Here is a 16429-nt window from a genome sequence, read left to right on the forward strand (position 1 = left end):
CCGCCACACTGGCAATCCCCTCATCGGCGCAGGCCCGCACCACCCGCACCGCAATCTCACCGCGATTCGCCACCAACACCTTGCGCAATCGCGCATGGGCGGTCGAGTCTTGCTCGGGCACCCCGTACCTCCTGTTACGACACCGGGAATCGATGCAAAGTCTAAGTGTTCGTCGCCATATTGTGGCCAGTTGCCGCCCGGTGAAGTGTGACCGTACGCCGCTGTGGCCGATGAGCGCGAAAAGCCTCGCCGCAGGCTTTCCACCTGTGGTGGGTGCGTCAGCTCGTGGTGTGCGATTCCCACAGTGAGAGGACACTCACATCCACCTGCCGGAGCAGTTCGCGGGTCAGGGGCAGGCTGATGCCGAGCACGCTGGACGGGTCGCCGTCCACCCCGTCGACGAACCACCCGCCGAAACCGTCCAGTGTGAAACCGCCCGCCACCTTCAGTGGTTCGCCGGTGGCGATGTAGGCATCGAGCTCTGCGTCGGTCGGTTCGGCGAATCGCACGGTGGTCGACAGGTGATCGCGGGTACGGGCTTCGACCCTCCCGTCGCGCAGTCGCACGACCGCGTGGCCGGTGAGCAGTTCGCCCGTACCGCCCGCCATCCGTTTCCAGCGCTGCGTCGCCACCTCGGCGGTAGCGGGCTTGCCCGCGACCTCCGGCCCGTGTTCCCCCGCGGTCGACAGCATCGAGTCGCAGCCGACGATCACCGCATCCGGTACCTCGTCCGCGACGGCCGGGACCACGGCTTCGGCCTTGCTCTCGGCGAGAGCGGTCACGATTTCGCTCGGGGTGGGATCGGTCAGTGCCGCTGCCACGGCGTCCTCGTCGATGCCGGAAACTCGTACGAGCGGTTCGATTCCGGCGGAGCGCAGGACGGACAGGCGGGCCGGTGAGGCGGAAGCGAGAACGAAACGCACCCTCGTGACTGTAGTCGTTGCCCCGGGCGGGCAAGAGCACGTACCTGCCGGATCCGGATGGTGAACGGCTCGGCCGTCATACTGGATCGGTGCGACTCTTCGTTCGGCCGGTGGAGGGCACCGCGAGTGCGGAACACGTGTTGCGGCGCCTCGGGGATCGTGCGCGTCGCCGCGGGCTGCCGCCTCCTGCCGCGTTGACCGGAGACTGGTTCGGCGGCAGTGCTGTGCTGGCTCCCTCGGTGCGGGTCGCCGGCGTCGATGCGGCGAAGGCGTTCGCGACTCTCGACGATCAACCGCAGATGTCCGCCCGGCAGGCATCCGCCCCGGCGGGTGCCGTCGGCGGTGGCTGGATCGGCTACCTGGGATACGGGTTGACCGATCCGGGGCGCTTTCCCACGGGGAGCAGCCTGCCGCAGGCCGCCTGGGGCTGGGTCGATCGCGTGCTGCGTCGTGATCCGGACGGACAGTGGTGGTTCGAGGCGATCGGTACCGCGGAACCGTCCCGGGAGCTGCTGGACGAGCTCGGCGCATTGGTGTCTGCCGCCCCGTCCCCGCAGGAGCCGGCGTGGTCGGCCGGGCCGGTAGCGGGACCGGAATCCGGGCAGCATCGCAAGGCTGTGCGCGGCTGTATCGACGAGATCGCAGCCGGTGAGATCTTCCAGGCCAACATCTGCAGCCGGTTCTCCCTGCCGTTCGACGGGGACCCTCTGGAGCTGTTCGCGGTGGGCAGTGCGCGGTTCGGTCCCGCGCGGGCCGCCTACGTGGCGAACGAGCGGGGTGCGGTGGCCTCGCTGTCGCCCGAGCTGTTCCTGTCCCGGCACGGCCACGTGGTTCGCAGCAGCCCGATCAAGGGAACGACGCCCCGGCGCGGCCCCGAGGATGACGACAACGCGCAACTCCTGCGGGAATCCACCAAGGACGTGGCGGAGAACGTCATGATCGTCGACATGGCCCGCAATGATCTGGGCCGGATCGCCGAGACCGGCCGTGTCACCACGCCCCGCCTGCTGGAAGTGCAACCGCACCCGGGGGTGTGGCACCTGGTGTCCGAGGTGCGGGCCGAAGTCGCCGAACGCGTGCCGAACTCGGTGCTGCTGGACGCCACGTTCCCACCGGCCTCGGTGACGGGAGCCCCGAAGGTACGCGCCTTGGAGGTCATCGCCGGTCTCGAATCCGAGCCGCGCGAGGTCTACTGCGGCGCTGTCGGAATGGCGTCACCGGTGGCCGGTGTCGAACTCAACGTGGCCATCCGGACGCTGGAGTACACCCGGGGAACCGTGCGTTTCGGCGTCGGAGGGGGGATCACCGCGGATTCCGACCCGGAGCGGGAATGGCAGGAGTGCCTGACCAAGGCCGCCCCGCTGTTGTCGCTGCTCGACGCGCGGTGAACGCATCGCCGGTGACCGGCGGCGCATTCGCCGCGGCCGTTTCTCATCCCGGCAGCGTGGAGGCGCGCCAAGCGTTGGGGCCGGGGTGCAGCGGGCGCCTGCCGCCGGGATGACGCAGGGCCGCGGAGCGGTCGGCCCACATGGACAGGCGCTGCGGCCGTGGTGTGGTGGCCGCGGCGGCGTTGGCTGCGGCGGCACCGGTCAGTGCGGCGGTGAGCGCGGCGATCTCGGCCTCGTCGGGATCGCCGCGCACGATGCGCAGCACCGGCCGTTGCGGCTCGTCGTGGGGGGTGTTCTCGTCACTCATGGATGCCTTCTCGCACTCACGATTCTGCCGCGGGGATTTGCTACAGCGGGATGTTGCCGTGCTTCTTGGCGGGCAGGCTGTCCCGTTTGTTGCGCAGCATGCGCAAGCTGCGGGCCAGGTGGCCGCGGGTGTGCGACGGGGGGATGACCGAGTCGACATAGCCGCGTTCGGCGGCGACGTAGGGATTGGCCAGGGTGTCCTCGTACTCCTGCTGCAGCTCGGCCCGCAGGGCCTCGACGTCCTCGCCCTTCTCGGCGGCCTCGGTCAGTTGCTTCCGGTAGAGGATGTTGGCCGCACCCTGGGCGCCCATCACCGCGATCTGCGCGGTGGGCCAGGCCAGGTTGATGTCGGCGCCGAGGTGCTTGGATCCCATCACGTCGTAGGCCCCGCCGTAGGCCTTGCGGGTGATGACCGTGGCCAACGGCACGGTGGCCTCGGCGTAGGCGTACAGCAGTTTGGCCCCGCGGCGGATGATGCCGTTCCACTCCTGGTCGGTGCCGGGCAGGAAACCGGGCACGTCGACGAAGGTCACCACCGGGATGTTGAACGCATCGCAGGTGCGCACGAATCGAGCGGCTTTCTCGCTGGCGTCGATGTCGAGCGTGCCTGCCAGCTGGGTGGGCTGGTTGGCCACGATACCGACACTGTGTCCCTCGATGCGGCCGTAGCCGACCACGATGTTGCCCGCGAACCGGGCCGAGACCTCGCAGAACTCGCCGTCGTCGAGGACGCGGGTGAGCACCTCGTGCATGTCGTACGGCTGGTTCGGCGAGTCCGGGATCAGCGTGTCCAGCTCGGCGTCGGCGTCGGTGACCGACTCGGCGACCGTGCCCTCCTCGGAGGCGGCCTCGAAAACGGGCGGCTCCGAGAGGTTGTTCGGCGGCAGGAACGACAGCAGTTCCTGCACGTAGGAGATCGCATCGTCCTCGTCGGTGGCCAGGTAGTGCGCATTGCCCGAGGTGGCGTTGTGCGTGGTGGCCCCGCCCAGCTCCTCGAAGGTGACGTCCTCGCCGGTGACGGTCTTGATCACGTCGGGGCCGGTGATGAACATGTGCGAGGTCTCGTCGACCATGACGGTGAAGTCCGTGATCGCCGGGGAGTAGACCGCCCCGCCCGCGCACGGGCCCATGATCAGCGAAATCTGCGGGATCACTCCCGAGGCGTGGGTGTTGCGCTTGAAGATCTCGGCGTACAACCCGAGAGCGGCCACACCCTCCTGGATGCGCGCACCTCCGGAGTCGTTGATGCCGATCAGCGGGCACCCCGTCTTCAGAGCCAGGTCCATCACCTTGACGATCTTCTCGCCGAAGACCTCGCCCAGGCTTCCCCCGAACACGGTGAAGTCCTGCGAGAACACGCACACCTGGCGGCCGTCGATCGTGCCGTATCCGGTCACCACACCGTCGCCGTACGGGCGGGAATCCTCCATCCCGAAGTTCGTCGACCGGTGCCGGGCGTGCTCGTCGAGTTCGATGAACGAGCCGGGATCCAGCAACATGTCGATCCGCTCGCGGGCGGTTTTCTTGCCCTTGGCATGCTGCTTTTCCACTGCTCGCTCGGAACCGGCGTGCACGGCCTCGTGGTTGCGCCGGTACAGGTCGGCGAGCTTGCCTGCGGTGGTGTGAATGTCCGGTTCACCGGCGGGCGGCTCACCGATCGGTTCGGTCGCACTGCTCATGCCCGGCAGCCTAGCCAGCGTGGCCGCCATGCACGAAGAGGCGTGCGGTGACACACGTCACTCGCTCGAATGTCTCGTCGGGAGCCAGTCGCTCGGGCCGGGGTCGCCGACCTCACCCACGATGGGTCCAGGTCCGGTGCGGTCCGGCCCACCGAAGCTCGTAGCCTTGGAGCGTGACGACGACGCCGACACCGCTCAACGCCGACAAGCTCCGTGCCCGACTGGTCGACAACGGTCCCTACAGCGCGGTGGATGTCGTGCCCGTGACCGGTTCGACCAACACGGACCTGGTCGCGGAGGCCGCCGGGGGCGCCGCGGACCGGACGGTGCTGATCGCGGAGGAACAGCAGGCGGGCCGGGGGCGGATGCAGCGCTCGTGGGTGTCGCCGCCCTGCTACGGCCTGCACATGAGCATCCTGCTGCGTCCGGTGGTGGCTCGCTCGGCGCTGTCGTGGCTGCCGTTGGTCGCCGGTGTGGCCCTCGCCGAGACGGTCGGCGAGATGACCGATGTCGCCACCGGCCTGAAGTGGCCGAACGACCTCCTGCTCGGCGAGGACCGGCGTAAGGCCGCGGGCATCCTCGCCGAGGGTGTTTCGACCCTCGACGGCATGGCGATCGTGCTCGGTATCGGCGTCAACGTGCACCACGACGTGAAGGACCTGCCCACCGGGGCGGGTGGCCTTCCGGCGACGTCGCTGGCCGCCGAAGGTGCCCACCTCGACCGCGAGGAATTCGCGGCGCGCACGCTGGAGTCACTGGCCGAGGCCGAGCAGTTGTGGCGGGAACACGCGGGCGCCGCCGAGGGCGGTGGGCTGCTCGACCGCTACCGGAGACTGTGCGACACGCTCGAGCGGCAGGTACGGGTGGAGTTCGGAAGCGGTGAACCGCTGTCCGGTACGGCCGCCGATGTCGACACGAGCGGCCGCCTGGTGGTCCGGGCGGCCACGGGTGTCCGGACACCGGTGTCGGCCGGTGATGTGGTGCACCTGCGTCCGACCGCGGAGTGATCCCATCACCGCATCGGTGGTGGGGATTGCTCGGTGGACACGGCGGTGGGGAGGGTACGGCCGGTAACGTGATCGGGTACCCGCTCCGCACCGGCTTCAGGAGGGATCCGGTGGCCTACCCTGATGACCTGCTCGGTGCGGACGAGCACGTGGTCGTGCACCGGCATCCGCACTGGAAGATGCTCGTCGTGCCGGTACTGGTGTTCCTCGGCGTGGTCGGCGGTGGGACCTACTTGGCCGCGTTGGCCATGGGAACGTCCTGGCAGGTTCCCGTCTGGATCACACTGGGGGTCATCGGTGGAAGCGTGATCCTCGGGCTGACTCTGGCCCCACTGCTGCGGTGGAACACCACGCATTTCGTCGTCACCAGCCATCGTCTGATGGTGCGGGAGGGGGTGTTCACCCGCTCCGGAATCGACATCCCGATGTCGCGGATCAACAGCGTGCGCTTTCGACACGGTCTCGTGGACCGCGTACTCGGCAGCGGCACGCTGATCGTCGAGTCCGCTTCGGACGAGCCGCTGGAGTTCGACGACATCCCCGGTGTGGAGCGTGTGCACGCGCTGCTGTACCGCGAGGTCAACGAGGGATCCGAGGAGGATCGACACCGCCGGGATCCGAGACCCCGGTGGGAAGAAGGAGATTGATTACCGAATGGATGCGCGGGAACTGGGTCTTCCGGGTGAGGTGCCCTCGCCCGAGACCGAGGACATGCCGGATGAGGTCACGATCTGGGAGGTGGGTCCCAGGGACGGCTTGCAGAACGAGAGCGAGGTCGTGCCGCCGGCCGTCAAGCTCGAATTCCTGAACCGGCTGGCCGATGCGGGGCTGCCGGTGGTGGAGACCACAAGTTTCGTCCATCCCAAGTGGGTGCCGCAGCTCGCCGACGCCGCGGAGGTTCTCGACGGGCTGAGCCGGGTCGACGGGGTGCGCTACCCCGTGCTGGTGCCGAACGAGCGGGGACTGGACCGCGCACTGGCCTCCGGAGTGCACGACGTCGCGATCTTCGCCTCCGCCACGGAGACGTTCACCCGTCGCAACCTCAACCGCGGTCTGGACGAGCAGTTCGCCATGTTCGATCCCGTCGTGCGGCGTGCGGTGACGGAAGGTCTGAACGTGCGGGGGTACGTGTCGATGGTCTTCGGTGATCCCTGGGAGGGGCCGGTCGCCGTTGACCAGGTCGTCTCGGTGGGCAAGCGGCTCCTCGACATGGGCTGCGGTCAACTTTCCCTCGGCGACACCATCGGCGTGGCCACCCCCGGCCATGTCGAGACGGTGATCCGGGCCTTCGTGGCAGCGGGCGTGCCGCTGCATCGGTTGGCGGTGCATTTCCACGACACCTACGGCCAGGCGCTGAGCAACACCTGTGCCGCACTCCGTCTCGGCGTTTCCACGGTGGATGCCTCGGCGGGCGGTCTGGGCGGGTGTCCGTACGCCGGTTCGGCCACCGGCAACCTCGCCACCGAGGATCTGGTCTGGATGCTGGACGGGCTCGGTATCCGGCACGGGGTCGATCTGCGGGCCCTCGTCGACACCAGCGTGTGGATGGCCGGGCAGCTCGGAAGACCCAGCCCGTCGGCTGTCGTCAAGGCGCTGGCCCGATGACCCCCTCCAGCGGGCGTTCCTTGTACGAGAGCACCCTGCGCGGTGCGGCGTCCCTGCACGGGGTGGCGCTGCACAGGGTGCAGGAGCGGCCGGTGCTGGTGTGGCGTGGTGGCCGGTCCTGGCTGGCGGCGTCGTCGGCGCCCCACGGTGGTGGCATCGGGCAGCGGCGATGGGTTCTCAATGCCACGGTCGGCTCCGGCTACGACCGGAGCGACCCGGCCGAGCACGTGACGGAGATGGCCGGTGAACTCGGCCTGACCGGGAACGGTGTCGGGATGCTCACCGCCGTCGACGTCCGTCACGAGGTGACCTCGATCGACAGCGGTGTGCAGGCGACCGTCACGACCGGTGTCGGGTTCCCGATCTGGGCTGCCGAGGCACCCGTGTCCGCCGACGAGCACACTTCCCAGCCGGGCACGATCAACGCGCTGTGCTGGTCACCGGTGCGTTTGAGCGAAGCGGCCCTGATCAACGCCGTGGCCACCGTGGCCGAGGCGAAGGCGCAGGCGCTGGTGCAGGCGGGTGTCGAAGGTACGGGTACCTGTACCGATGCGACGGTGGTGCTGTGCCCGCTCGATGGTGATGCCGAATCCTACGGTGGCCCCCGTTCCCGTGTCGGCTCGGCACTCGCCCGGACCGCGCACGCGGCGATCACGGCGGGCTTGCGGGTCGACAACCCCCGATACCGGGACTGCGACTGAGGAGGTGCGGTCGTGCCCAAGCGGGACGGGAACCTTCCCTCCGCACAAACCCGGGTGGCTCGGACCGCTGGTGGCGAGCACACGGGGCCGGTTTCGAGTGCGGCGGTTGCGCAGGCCGGAGGATGGTCACCGCCCGGTGCGGGTACCGGCGTGGCCGGCGCGACACCGGGGTCCACCCCACCGCCGGAAGGCGCGGATGTTTCGGGTACGCCCGGTGAGGATGCGGGGTCGGTGACCACCCCGCAAGCCGTGCACCGGGCCCCGGCAGCGCCGTGGGCGTCCGGTGGGGCCGGGGCGCAGGGATTCGCCGCCGGCTCGGTACCGGGATCGACGCAGCAGCCACCGGGGCAGCCGCCCCCGGCTCGGCCCGTCCCGACCGGTGGCCTCCCCTCCGCACCGCCTCCCCGGCCCCCAGGGTCGGTGTATGGCCCACCACCCGCCTCTGCCCGGCCGCCGCAGTCACCGCCTGCGGCGTTCCGTCCCGGTGCACCACCTGCGGCGCCGCCTCGACCGGCACCGGGCGGGCAGCCCGGCACGGCCCGGCGCCCCGGGCGGAAAGGTGAGCGCGATCCCGCCGTCGTCGCTTTCGTGCTGCACCAGTTCCCCCTCGGTTACATGCCGGTCGCGGCGAGCAGGCCGAGCAGGCAGTGGTCCCCTCCCGAGGCCGGCGGCGACCGGGGGGTCCGGGACCATCCCCGGGCGGAGTTGATCGCCGATACCGGTGCCCTCGCACGGGCGCGTGCCGGCGTGGGCGGGGCAGATGCTGCCCGGAGGAACTCGCCTGCAGCGGGGAACCGGCAGGTTCCGGAGGACCTCGTCACCGGCTACGACCCGCTCGGAGAGCTCGGCGAGATCGAATGGGAGCGTACGTACGTCGCCCGAGCCGGCTCGCCCGGCACGGACCGCGAGTACGTGTGGCCTGCCTCGGCGGGCTTGCCGGAAGGGGGTGTGGAGCCCGCAGAGGCGATCGTCCTGGAACCCGGCACCGTCGTGGACCGTCTCGGTGGCGAGGCGGGCCGGATCCTGGCTGCCGCGGGGACCGCTTTCGCCCGCCGGTGCCTGCCTCCCGAGTATCGGAAGCGTGCGTACGGCCGCTATCGCGTGCTGCGGTCGCTACCCGTCTGGCGGACGAGCACGGCGGCGTGGTTCGCTCAGCCCGGTGGCGGAAGCCGGTATCGGGTGACCCACCCGGTTGTCGAGTTGATGGCGATGGGCTACCTCGCCGAGTTGCCGGGTGACGGGGATGCGTGCGGAGACGGCCGTCCGGAAACCTCGACGGTGCGTATCGATGTCGGGCGGGGCGGAGCCGTGGAGCCGGAGCGCGAGCCGAGGGACGTTCCGGTGCATGCGAAGCAGGAGGTGCCGTGAACGTCGATTCCGTGGTCGGATGGCTCGAGACGATGGGGGTGCCTGCGAGCGTGGTTTCGGTGGGCACCGAGTCCGACGATGCCTGGTGCCTGCTGCGTGAGGACACCGATGGCGGGCCCGTGTGGGAGGTGTTCTGGCGCGAACAGGGCAACCGCTACGACTGGGCACGTTTCTCCAGCGAGCAGGTGGCCTGCTTCTACCTGTTCGGCAGGCTCACCTGGACGCAGGCGCTGCGCGGAGTCGTCGGGCCCGTCGATCTCTCGAGCACCCCGCCGAACGGGACACCCGTGCAGTGGTGAGCGACGTCCGGCGGGGACCGCCTGTCACGGCTGCTGTGCGGAAACATCGAGCAACCGCAGCGCGGTGGAGTGCAGATGCCCGTTCGACGACAGGGCGTTGCCGCCGTCGTACCGGGCCCTGCCCGCCAGGTCGGTGAAGGTCCCTCCGGCCTCCTCGACGAGGACCTGCACGGCTGCGACGTCCCACGGGTTGACGACCGGTTCGGCCGCCAGGTCGATCGTGCCCTCGGCCACCAGGCAGTGGTGCCAGAAGTCGCCGAACGCGCGGTTCTCCCAGCACGCGTCGACCAGCCGCAGGTAGGCCTCCCGCGAGTGCTGCCGCACCCACTCGCCGAGGTTCGTCGTCGACACGTAGGCATCCGCGAGATCGCGGACTCCCGACACCGCGATCCGGCCGGGCTCGCCTGCGGCGTGCGCGCTCCAGGCGCCCGAACCGGCGGCGGCCCACCAGCGACGTTGTAGTGCGGGGGCGCTGATCACACCCACTGCGGGTCGGCCGTCCTCGACGAGTGCGATCAGGCTCGCCCACGCCGGTAGGCCACGCAGGAAGTTCTTCGTCCCGTCGATCGGGTCGAGCACCCAGGCACGTCCTTCACCCACGGTGCCCCCGCGTTCCTCACCGGCCACGACGTCGGCCGGGCGTTGCTCGGTGAGGACCTCGCGCACCGCGTCCTCGACGGCGATGTCGGCGTCGGTGACCGGTGTCCGGTCGGGTTTGCGGTGCACGCCCAGGTCTCGAGCACGGAATCGGGCGGAGGTGATCGCATCGGCGCGGTCGGCGAGCCGGAGGGCGAGTTCGAGGTCGTCAGTGGTCGTCACGCCCAGCACTGTAGAGCGACCGCAAGGGAAGCTCGGGCGGCCCCGTGGGCTCTTGCCGACCGGATCGCCGTGCCGGGGCGGGCCGGTCTCTTGGCCGTGTGGCTTTTCGAGCGGACGCGGCGAAGAGCCGGTGTGTGAGCGAGAGCCGGGTGCTGCGGCATCTACGCTGGGATGCGTGAGCGTAGTACTGCTGGCCGAGGACGATCCAGCCATTGCGGTGCCCCTGTCCAGGGCGCTGCAGCGAGAGGGCTACTCGGTGCAGGTACTCGAGGACGGCCCCGCGACGCTGCAGGAAGCCGCGTCGGGCGAAGTGGACCTGCTGGTGCTGGATCTCGGGCTTCCCGGCATGGACGGACTGGAGGTGTGCCGCAGGCTGCGTACGCAGGGCAGGGGTGTCCCGGTGCTCATGCTCACCGCTCGCACCGACGAGGTCGACTTCGTGGTCGGGCTCGACGCCGGTGCCGACGACTACGTCGCCAAGCCGTTCCGGCTGGCCGAACTGCTGGCCCGGATCCGTGCGCTGCTGCGGCGGGGCTCGCCGGAGAACCTGGAAGCCGGCGGGGTGCGGCTGGAGCTCACCGCGCGCCGGGTGCTGGTCGACGAGAACGAGGTGCAGTTGGCCAACAAGGAATTCGAACTCCTGCGGGTGCTGATGCAGCATGCCGGGCAGGTCGTGACTCGGGAGGAGATCCTCTCCAAGGTCTGGCCCGAACCGGCCCGGAAGGGCAGCAAGACACTGGACATGCACATCTCCTGGCTGCGGCGGAAGCTCGGTGACGGCAACGGCCGGACCGATGAGCAGCGCATCGCCACGGTGCGCGGCGTCGGCTTCCGCTTCAACGCCGACTGACGGCGGCTCGCCGACCATGCGCAAACGAGTGTTGCAGGCGACTCTGCTCGCGGTCGCGGTGACGACGCTGGTGCTGGGCCTGCCCCTCGGGTTCAGCGCGTTGAGACTCGTGGCGGACATCACCCGCAGTGATCTGTCGACCCGGGCTCAGCAGATCGCCACCCGGCTGGACGAGCAGGTCGCGGAGGGAAGACCGATCAACCTGGCCGATGTCCGGCTCGTGGTGCCGGAGGACGCGCGGTTGACGGTGCACATACGCGGCAGGAGGCATGTCTACGGCCCCGCTCCGGGGACCGATCCCATTGTGGAGACCGTGTCCATGGTGCAGAGCGGTAGCGTCCGGCTCGCCGCTCCGAGCGGCCCGATGCGAACCCTGCAGTTGCAGGTGGCCGGTGTGGTGCTGCTGCTGGCCGTGCTGTCCACGGGGACGGGGACGTTCGTGGCGATCCTGACGGCGCGCAGACTCGCCGCCCCGCTGCGACATGTCGCGGACCGCGCGAGCAGGCTCGGTGCGGGTGATTTCCGGGCGGATCCGATCCGGCACGGGGTACCCGAGCTCGACCGTGTCGCCGACGCCCTCGACGCATCGGGGGCCGCGCTGTCGCACCTCGTCCAGCGGGAGCGGGAACTCGTCGGGGACGTCTCACACCAGCTCCGCAGCCGCCTCACGGCGCTTCAGCTGCGGCTGGAGGCGCTCGCGGATACCGAGGACGCGGTGACCGCCGAGGAGGCTTCTGCGGCTCTCGAGCAGGCCGAGCGGCTGTCCGGGGTACTGGATGACCTGCTCGCCGCCGCCACAGCGGCACGGGCCAAGGACGCCGAACCGCTCGATGTGTCCGCCGAACTCGGTGCTGTCGCCGAGGAGTGGCGGGAACTGCTGCGGGCCGAGGGGCGCACGTTGCGGTTGCGTGTCGAGGGGGGACTGCTGGCGCGGGCCACACCGGCTCGCCTGCGTGAGGCCATCGGAGTGCTGCTGGACAACGCCCTGCGCCACGGAGAGGGAATGGTCACGCTGGCGGCCCGGCATGGCAGCGGCACGGTTCTCGTGGAGGTCGGTGACAACGGGCCGGGAGTTCCGGAGCAGCTTGTCCCGCACGTCTTCGACCGGGGTTTCTCGGTGGGAGGCTCGACCGGGGTGGGCCTGGCTCTGGCGCGGGCGCTCGTCGAGGCGGATGGTGGCCGCCTGGAGCTGCGTTCGGCACGACCTGCGATGTTCGAGCTTTTCCTGCCCGTGGCGCGCGCGGACGACATTCTCGGTGTGCCGTGGGAGGCCGACTCCACACCCCGCTGAGCGGCCGGTTCGCCCGGCGTCCGGATGCCTCAACCGGCCGGGGTTCTCTCGGTACGGACCGTCCGGGAATCGCCTCGCTGCTGCCGGGCATCGTCGGGAAAGACCCACCGCCGAAACGCCCACCAGCGGAATGCCATGCCGAGTAGGAGGCCGATGATCTGCCCGGAGGTGAAGTCCGCGATCTCCTGCACCAGTCTGCCGGTGTAGGGCGTCTGCAGGTGCAGCACGTAGCGTGAGATCCACAGCGGAGCCGCGTACAGCCCCACGGCGATGCCGCTGACGAGGAAGTACAGCGAGGCCTCGTGGTGGCGCTCCCGCCCGCCGCGTGTCCGGAAGGCCCATTCGCGGTTGAGTATGTAGGACACGATGGTGGCCACGAGCACGGCGAACACCTTGGCGGTGACCGGCTTGGGAACGAGAACGGTCCATTTCAGGGCGTAGAAGATGGCCGTGTCGATGAAGAAGGTGATCGCGCCGACGGCCCCGAACTTGAGCAACTCGCGGTACCTGATCGCCACGTCGTGGTAAGTCTGAGGGATACGCGTGAGCACCGAATCGACGACGGACACACTCCCGATTCTACGGACCGGGCCCGGTGCCCTGTGGTGACCGCGGTCCGTCGGAGGCCTTCTCGTGGCACGGCCATCGCGAAAGCGCACCGTGTACCGGTTAGGCTGTAGGTCTCGTGGACCATCTCACCGGAACCCCAGTCGTCGGCATGATCGGTGGTGGCCAGCTCGCGAGGATGACGCACCAGGCGGGGATCCCGCTCGGGCAGTCCCTCAAGGTGCTGGCCGTATCGAAGGACGACCCCGCAGCGCTCGTGTCCCCGAACGTCGAGATCGGCCACCACAGCGACCTGGCCGCTCTGCGTACGTTCGCCGAGGGCTGTGACGCCGTCACGTTCGATCACGAGCACGTGCCCCCCGAGAACCTGCAGGCGCTGAGTGCGGCCGGGGTGGCCGTCCACCCCGGGCCGGACGCTCTGCTGCATGCCCAGGACAAGCTGGTGATGCGGCGCAAGCTCGCCGACCTGGGCCTGCCGGTACCGCCGTTCACACAGGTCACCGAGGTCGCCGACGTGCTCGAGTTCGGTGCCGAGTACGGCTGGCCGTGCGTGCTCAAGACCGCGCGGGGCGGCTATGACGGCAAGGGTGTGTGGGTGCTGAACACGCCGGAGAGCGCGCAGCGCACGGTCCCCGAGCTGCTCGAAGCGGGCATGCCGTTGATGGTCGAGCAGCGGGTGGCGTTGCGCCGCGAGCTCGCCGCGCTGGTGGCCCGGTCGCCGTTCGGGCAGGGTGCGGCCTGGCCGCTGGTCGAGACCGTGCAGTCGCAGGGCATTTGTGTCGAGGTGCTGGCGCCGGCTCCGGAGGCCTCCGAAGCCGTCACCCAGCAGGCCCAGGACCTCGCGTTGAAGATCGCCGAGGAAATCGGCGTGGTGGGCGTGCTCGCGGTCGAGCTGTTCGAGACCGAACGGGGACTGGTCGTCAACGAGTTGGCCATGCGGCCGCACAATTCCGGGCACTGGACGATCGAGGGGGCCCGGACGTCGCAGTTCGAGCAGCACCTGCGCGCGGTGCTGGACTACCCGTTGGGCAGTACTGGTTTGACTGCTCCTGCCGTGGTCATGGGCAATGTGCTCGGTGCTCCGACCGAGCCCCGGATGGGGATGGATGAGCGGGTGCACCACCTGTTCGCGCGGTTTCCGCACGCCAAGGTCCACCTGTACGGCAAGGCCGAGCGACCCGGGCGCAAGCTCGGCCATGTGACGGTGCTGGGCGAGGAGATGGCCGAGGTCCGGCAGCAGGCGCGGCTGGCGGCGCACTGGCTGGGGCACGCCGAATGGCCCGACGGCTACTCGATCCACTGAGGCCGATGCGGCCTCGGTGAAAAGTTGTTGACGAAAACGATTCCGTTCCGCCGCGGCTCTCTTTGCCGGGCGGAGGGACCGTGCTTTTTCGTGAACGGCAATCACCATATTTCGGTGCTACTCTCCCGGCCATGGCCGATGCTGGTGATCCCGACCCCGAGGAACTGCCGGAACCGGCACGGTCGAGAGTGTCCCCCGAGGCGATCGAGGGATTCAGGGAGCGGTTGACACGAGGCGACGATATCGTCGACCCCGCCACCTGGGCGGGTTCCGTGCCGGAGGCGACAGGAATCTCCCCGCGAGTACGCATCGGCCGTGACAAGTGGTTCAACCTGCTCTGGCTGCTGCCCATCGGTTTCGTTCTCCTGATCACCGCGGTCGCCGTCGCCAAGGGGTTGCGCGACATTCCTGCGGTGCACTCGTTCATGGAGCGGTATCCCGGAACCATCGATGTGCCCGATGCCGAGGAGAGAGCCGGCTTTCCCGCCTGGGTGGGGTGGCAGCACTTCTTCAACCTCTTCATGATGACTTTCATCATCCGATCCGGCGTGCAGATCATGACCGACCATCCTCGGCTCTACTGGACCCGGCACAGCACTCCGGGCAGGGATTGGTTCCGTTTCCAGAAGCCGGTTCCCGAAGATCCGCTGTGGACCGCCAAGCAGGACTCCGTCAGCCTGCCGGGGCAGATCGGGCTACCAGGGATTCGTCACTCCATCGGTCTGGCTCGGTGGTGGCATCTGGGCATCAACACCTTGTGGTTGCTCAACGGCCTGATCTTCTTCGTTCTGATATTCGCCACCGGCCGCTGGCAGCGTCTGGTTCCCACGAGTTGGGAGGTCTTTCCCAACGCCGTGTCGGTGTTGATCCAGTACTTTTCACTGGAGTGGCCGACCGAGAACAGTTGGGCGGCCTACAACAGCCTGCAATTGCTCGCTTATTTCCTCACGGTCTTCGTTGCCGCACCGCTGGCGCTCGTCACCGGTTTGGGCATGTCACCGGCACTGTCCACGCGGTTCAAACGCATCAGCAGCGTGCTCAACATCCAGGTCGCCCGCTCGTTGCACTTTCTCGTCATGACCTGGTTCCTGCTGTTCATCGTGATTCATGTGACCCTGGTTGTCACCACGGAGCTTCTCCGGAACCTCAATCACATGTACGCCGCTCGCAACGATGCATCATGGGTCGGTTTCTGGGTTTTTGCCGCCTCGATGGTCGTCGTCATCGTCGGATGGGTCGCGGCCACCCCGCTGACCTTCCGTCGTCCTCGACTCGTGCAGCGCGTCGGATACGCGTTGATCGGCCCCGCACAGCGATTGTTCGAGCACATCGATTCCAAGCCGGGCCAGTACACCGAAGAGGACATATCTCCCTATTTCTGGCACAACGGGAAGTATCCCGAGTCGGACGAGTACAAGGCCTTGTTCAACAACAACTTCGCGGACTACCGGCTGCGGATCAGTGGTTTGGTGGACAACCCCGTCGATCTCGACATGGGACAACTGCGTGCCCTGCCGCACCACGAGCAGATCACCCAGCACTTCTGCATCCAGGGATGGTCCGGCATCGCCAAATGGGGTGGGGTCTCGATGCGGACCATCATGGATGTGGTCAAACCGCGTCCGGAGGCGAAGTGGGTTGTCTTCTACTCTTTTGCGGAGGGGCCGGACCGGGGGATCTACTACGATGCGCATCCGATTGAACAGATGAGCTATCACCTGACGATGCTGGCCTATGACATGAACGATGCGGCGCTCTCGTTCGGGCACGGCGCACCGTTGCGGCTGCGCAACGAGGTCCAACTCGGCTTCAAACTGGTCAAGTGGATACAGGCGATCGAGTTCGTCGAGGACTTCTCCGAGGTCGGTGGCGGCTACGGTGGATACAACGAGGACCACGAGTTCTTCGGGTACCGTCAATCGATCTGATGCTCCGGCCGTGGCTCGCGAGGGGCACGTACGGCAATGGGAACGGGAAACGCCCGGTCGGTTCCGTTTTCAGGCCCCGTGCTGCTCGCCGCGCAGCGCGGTGAGCGCTTCGGCGCCTCGCTGGAGCAGGTTGGTCAGCCCGGCTTCGGTGGCGACCAGCTCGACGCCGGAGCCCCACCCGCCGAGCTCGAACTCGATCACATCGTGGCACACCGTGTAGTGGATGGGACAGTCGTCGACCTTCACCCACGTGCCCATGCTGACCTCGCCCATGCCTCTGCTCCTTTGCTGTGTTGACCGATCATCGGCACGGGTGCGTTGGTGCTTGTGTACGATCTTGCTCCGATGATCAGTGATGGTGATCACTATGCTTGAATTCAAGCATAGTGAGTTCA

At 68.5% G+C, this 16429-nt stretch carries 18 protein-coding genes; 11 read left to right on the plus strand and 7 right to left on the minus strand.

From position 1 onward, the window contains the following. Positions 1–88: biotin carboxylase N-terminal domain-containing protein (locus DFQ14_RS19685; RefSeq protein ID WP_420810200.1), on the minus strand; the 88-nt coding region annotated here is incomplete at its 3' end. A 190-nt stretch (positions 89–278) separates the two neighbouring features. Beyond that, positions 279–923 carry a Maf family protein gene (locus tag DFQ14_RS19690; RefSeq protein WP_114454825.1) on the minus strand — a complete coding sequence of 215 codons (645 nt, stop codon included), beginning with the start codon at positions 921–923 and terminating at the stop codon, positions 279–281. An 89-nt stretch (positions 924–1012) separates the two neighbouring features. Here DFQ14_RS19690 and DFQ14_RS19695 point away from each other — a divergent pair, with 89 nt between their 5' ends. Continuing rightward, entirely contained in the window at positions 1013–2311 is a 1299-nt protein-coding gene (locus DFQ14_RS19695; RefSeq protein WP_114454826.1) for an aminodeoxychorismate synthase component I, read from the plus strand. A gap of 43 nt (positions 2312–2354) precedes the next feature. Here DFQ14_RS19695 and DFQ14_RS19700 read toward each other — a convergent pair whose 3' ends face one another. Further along, positions 2355–2618 (minus strand): acyl-CoA carboxylase epsilon subunit, encoded by a 264-nt coding sequence (locus DFQ14_RS19700; RefSeq protein WP_114454827.1) that lies wholly within the window; start codon positions 2616–2618, stop codon positions 2355–2357. Positions 2619–2658: 40 nt separating this feature from the next. Then, the gene (locus tag DFQ14_RS19705) at positions 2659–4296 is read right to left on the minus strand and encodes an acyl-CoA carboxylase subunit beta (protein ID WP_114454868.1); all 1638 of its coding nucleotides are present in this window, start codon (positions 4294–4296) and stop codon (positions 2659–2661) included. Positions 4297–4469: 173 nt separating this feature from the next. Here DFQ14_RS19705 and DFQ14_RS19710 point away from each other — a divergent pair, with 173 nt between their 5' ends. From DFQ14_RS19710 to DFQ14_RS19735, 6 genes are all read left to right on the plus strand, one after another. Further along, entirely contained in the window at positions 4470–5303 is an 834-nt protein-coding gene (locus DFQ14_RS19710; protein ID WP_114454828.1) for a biotin--[acetyl-CoA-carboxylase] ligase, read from the plus strand. 110 nt (positions 5304–5413) lie between these two features. Next, complete coding sequence (locus tag DFQ14_RS19715) at positions 5414–5950, plus strand: PH domain-containing protein (protein WP_114454869.1); 537 nt, start codon at positions 5414–5416, stop codon at positions 5948–5950. Positions 5951–5957: 7 nt separating this feature from the next. Next, positions 5958–6908, plus strand: coding sequence for a hydroxymethylglutaryl-CoA lyase (locus tag DFQ14_RS19720; protein ID WP_114454829.1), 951 nt, complete (start codon positions 5958–5960; stop codon positions 6906–6908). Next, positions 6905–7609 carry an adenosylcobinamide amidohydrolase gene (locus DFQ14_RS19725; protein WP_114454830.1) on the plus strand — a complete coding sequence of 235 codons (705 nt, stop codon included), beginning with the start codon at positions 6905–6907 and terminating at the stop codon, positions 7607–7609. Before DFQ14_RS19720 ends, DFQ14_RS19725 begins: the two co-directional genes overlap by 4 nt. 588 nt (positions 7610–8197) lie before the next feature. Next, entirely contained in the window at positions 8198–8977 is a 780-nt protein-coding gene (locus DFQ14_RS19730; protein ID WP_114454831.1) for a TNT domain-containing protein, read from the plus strand. Further along, positions 8974–9276 (plus strand): hypothetical protein, encoded by a 303-nt coding sequence (locus tag DFQ14_RS19735; protein ID WP_114454832.1) that lies wholly within the window; start codon positions 8974–8976, stop codon positions 9274–9276. The genes DFQ14_RS19730 and DFQ14_RS19735 overlap by 4 nt, the downstream gene beginning before the upstream one ends. 24 nt (positions 9277–9300) lie before the next feature. On the opposite strand, the gene hisN is transcribed toward DFQ14_RS19735, so the two are convergent. Beyond that, positions 9301–10095 (minus strand): histidinol-phosphatase, encoded by a 795-nt coding sequence (hisN, locus tag DFQ14_RS19740; RefSeq protein WP_246195785.1) that lies wholly within the window; start codon positions 10093–10095, stop codon positions 9301–9303. A 175-nt stretch (positions 10096–10270) separates the two neighbouring features. Here hisN and DFQ14_RS19745 point away from each other — a divergent pair, with 175 nt between their 5' ends. Beyond that, entirely contained in the window at positions 10271–10945 is a 675-nt protein-coding gene (locus DFQ14_RS19745) for a response regulator transcription factor (RefSeq protein ID WP_114454834.1), read from the plus strand. 16 nt (positions 10946–10961) lie between these two features. After that, positions 10962–12236: an ATP-binding protein gene (locus tag DFQ14_RS19750; RefSeq protein WP_114454835.1), complete on the plus strand. Its 1275-nt coding sequence runs from the start codon at positions 10962–10964 to the stop codon at positions 12234–12236. Between the two features lie 29 nt (positions 12237–12265). Here the strand turns inward: DFQ14_RS19750 and DFQ14_RS19755 are convergent, their stop codons facing one another. Then, positions 12266–12805, minus strand: a complete 540-nt coding sequence (locus DFQ14_RS19755; protein WP_114454836.1) for a GtrA family protein — start codon at positions 12803–12805, stop codon at positions 12266–12268. A 116-nt stretch (positions 12806–12921) separates the two neighbouring features. Here DFQ14_RS19755 and DFQ14_RS19760 point away from each other — a divergent pair, with 116 nt between their 5' ends. Further along, positions 12922–14106, plus strand: a complete 1185-nt coding sequence (locus DFQ14_RS19760; protein WP_114454837.1) for a 5-(carboxyamino)imidazole ribonucleotide synthase — start codon at positions 12922–12924, stop codon at positions 14104–14106. A gap of 131 nt (positions 14107–14237) precedes the next feature. Then, positions 14238–16034 carry a molybdopterin-dependent oxidoreductase gene (locus DFQ14_RS19765; RefSeq protein ID WP_114454838.1) on the plus strand — a complete coding sequence of 599 codons (1797 nt, stop codon included), beginning with the start codon at positions 14238–14240 and terminating at the stop codon, positions 16032–16034. Positions 16035–16103: 69 nt separating this feature from the next. Here DFQ14_RS19765 and DFQ14_RS19770 read toward each other — a convergent pair whose 3' ends face one another. Beyond that, the gene (locus tag DFQ14_RS19770) at positions 16104–16307 is read right to left on the minus strand and encodes a hypothetical protein (RefSeq protein ID WP_246195784.1); all 204 of its coding nucleotides are present in this window, start codon (positions 16305–16307) and stop codon (positions 16104–16106) included. Between the last annotated feature and the right edge of the window lie 122 nt (positions 16308–16429).

Origin of the sequence: Halopolyspora algeriensis (assembly GCF_003337235.1) — a bacterium.
In the GTDB taxonomy this organism is placed as follows: domain Bacteria; phylum Actinomycetota; class Actinomycetes; order Mycobacteriales; family Pseudonocardiaceae; genus Haloactinomyces; species Haloactinomyces algeriensis.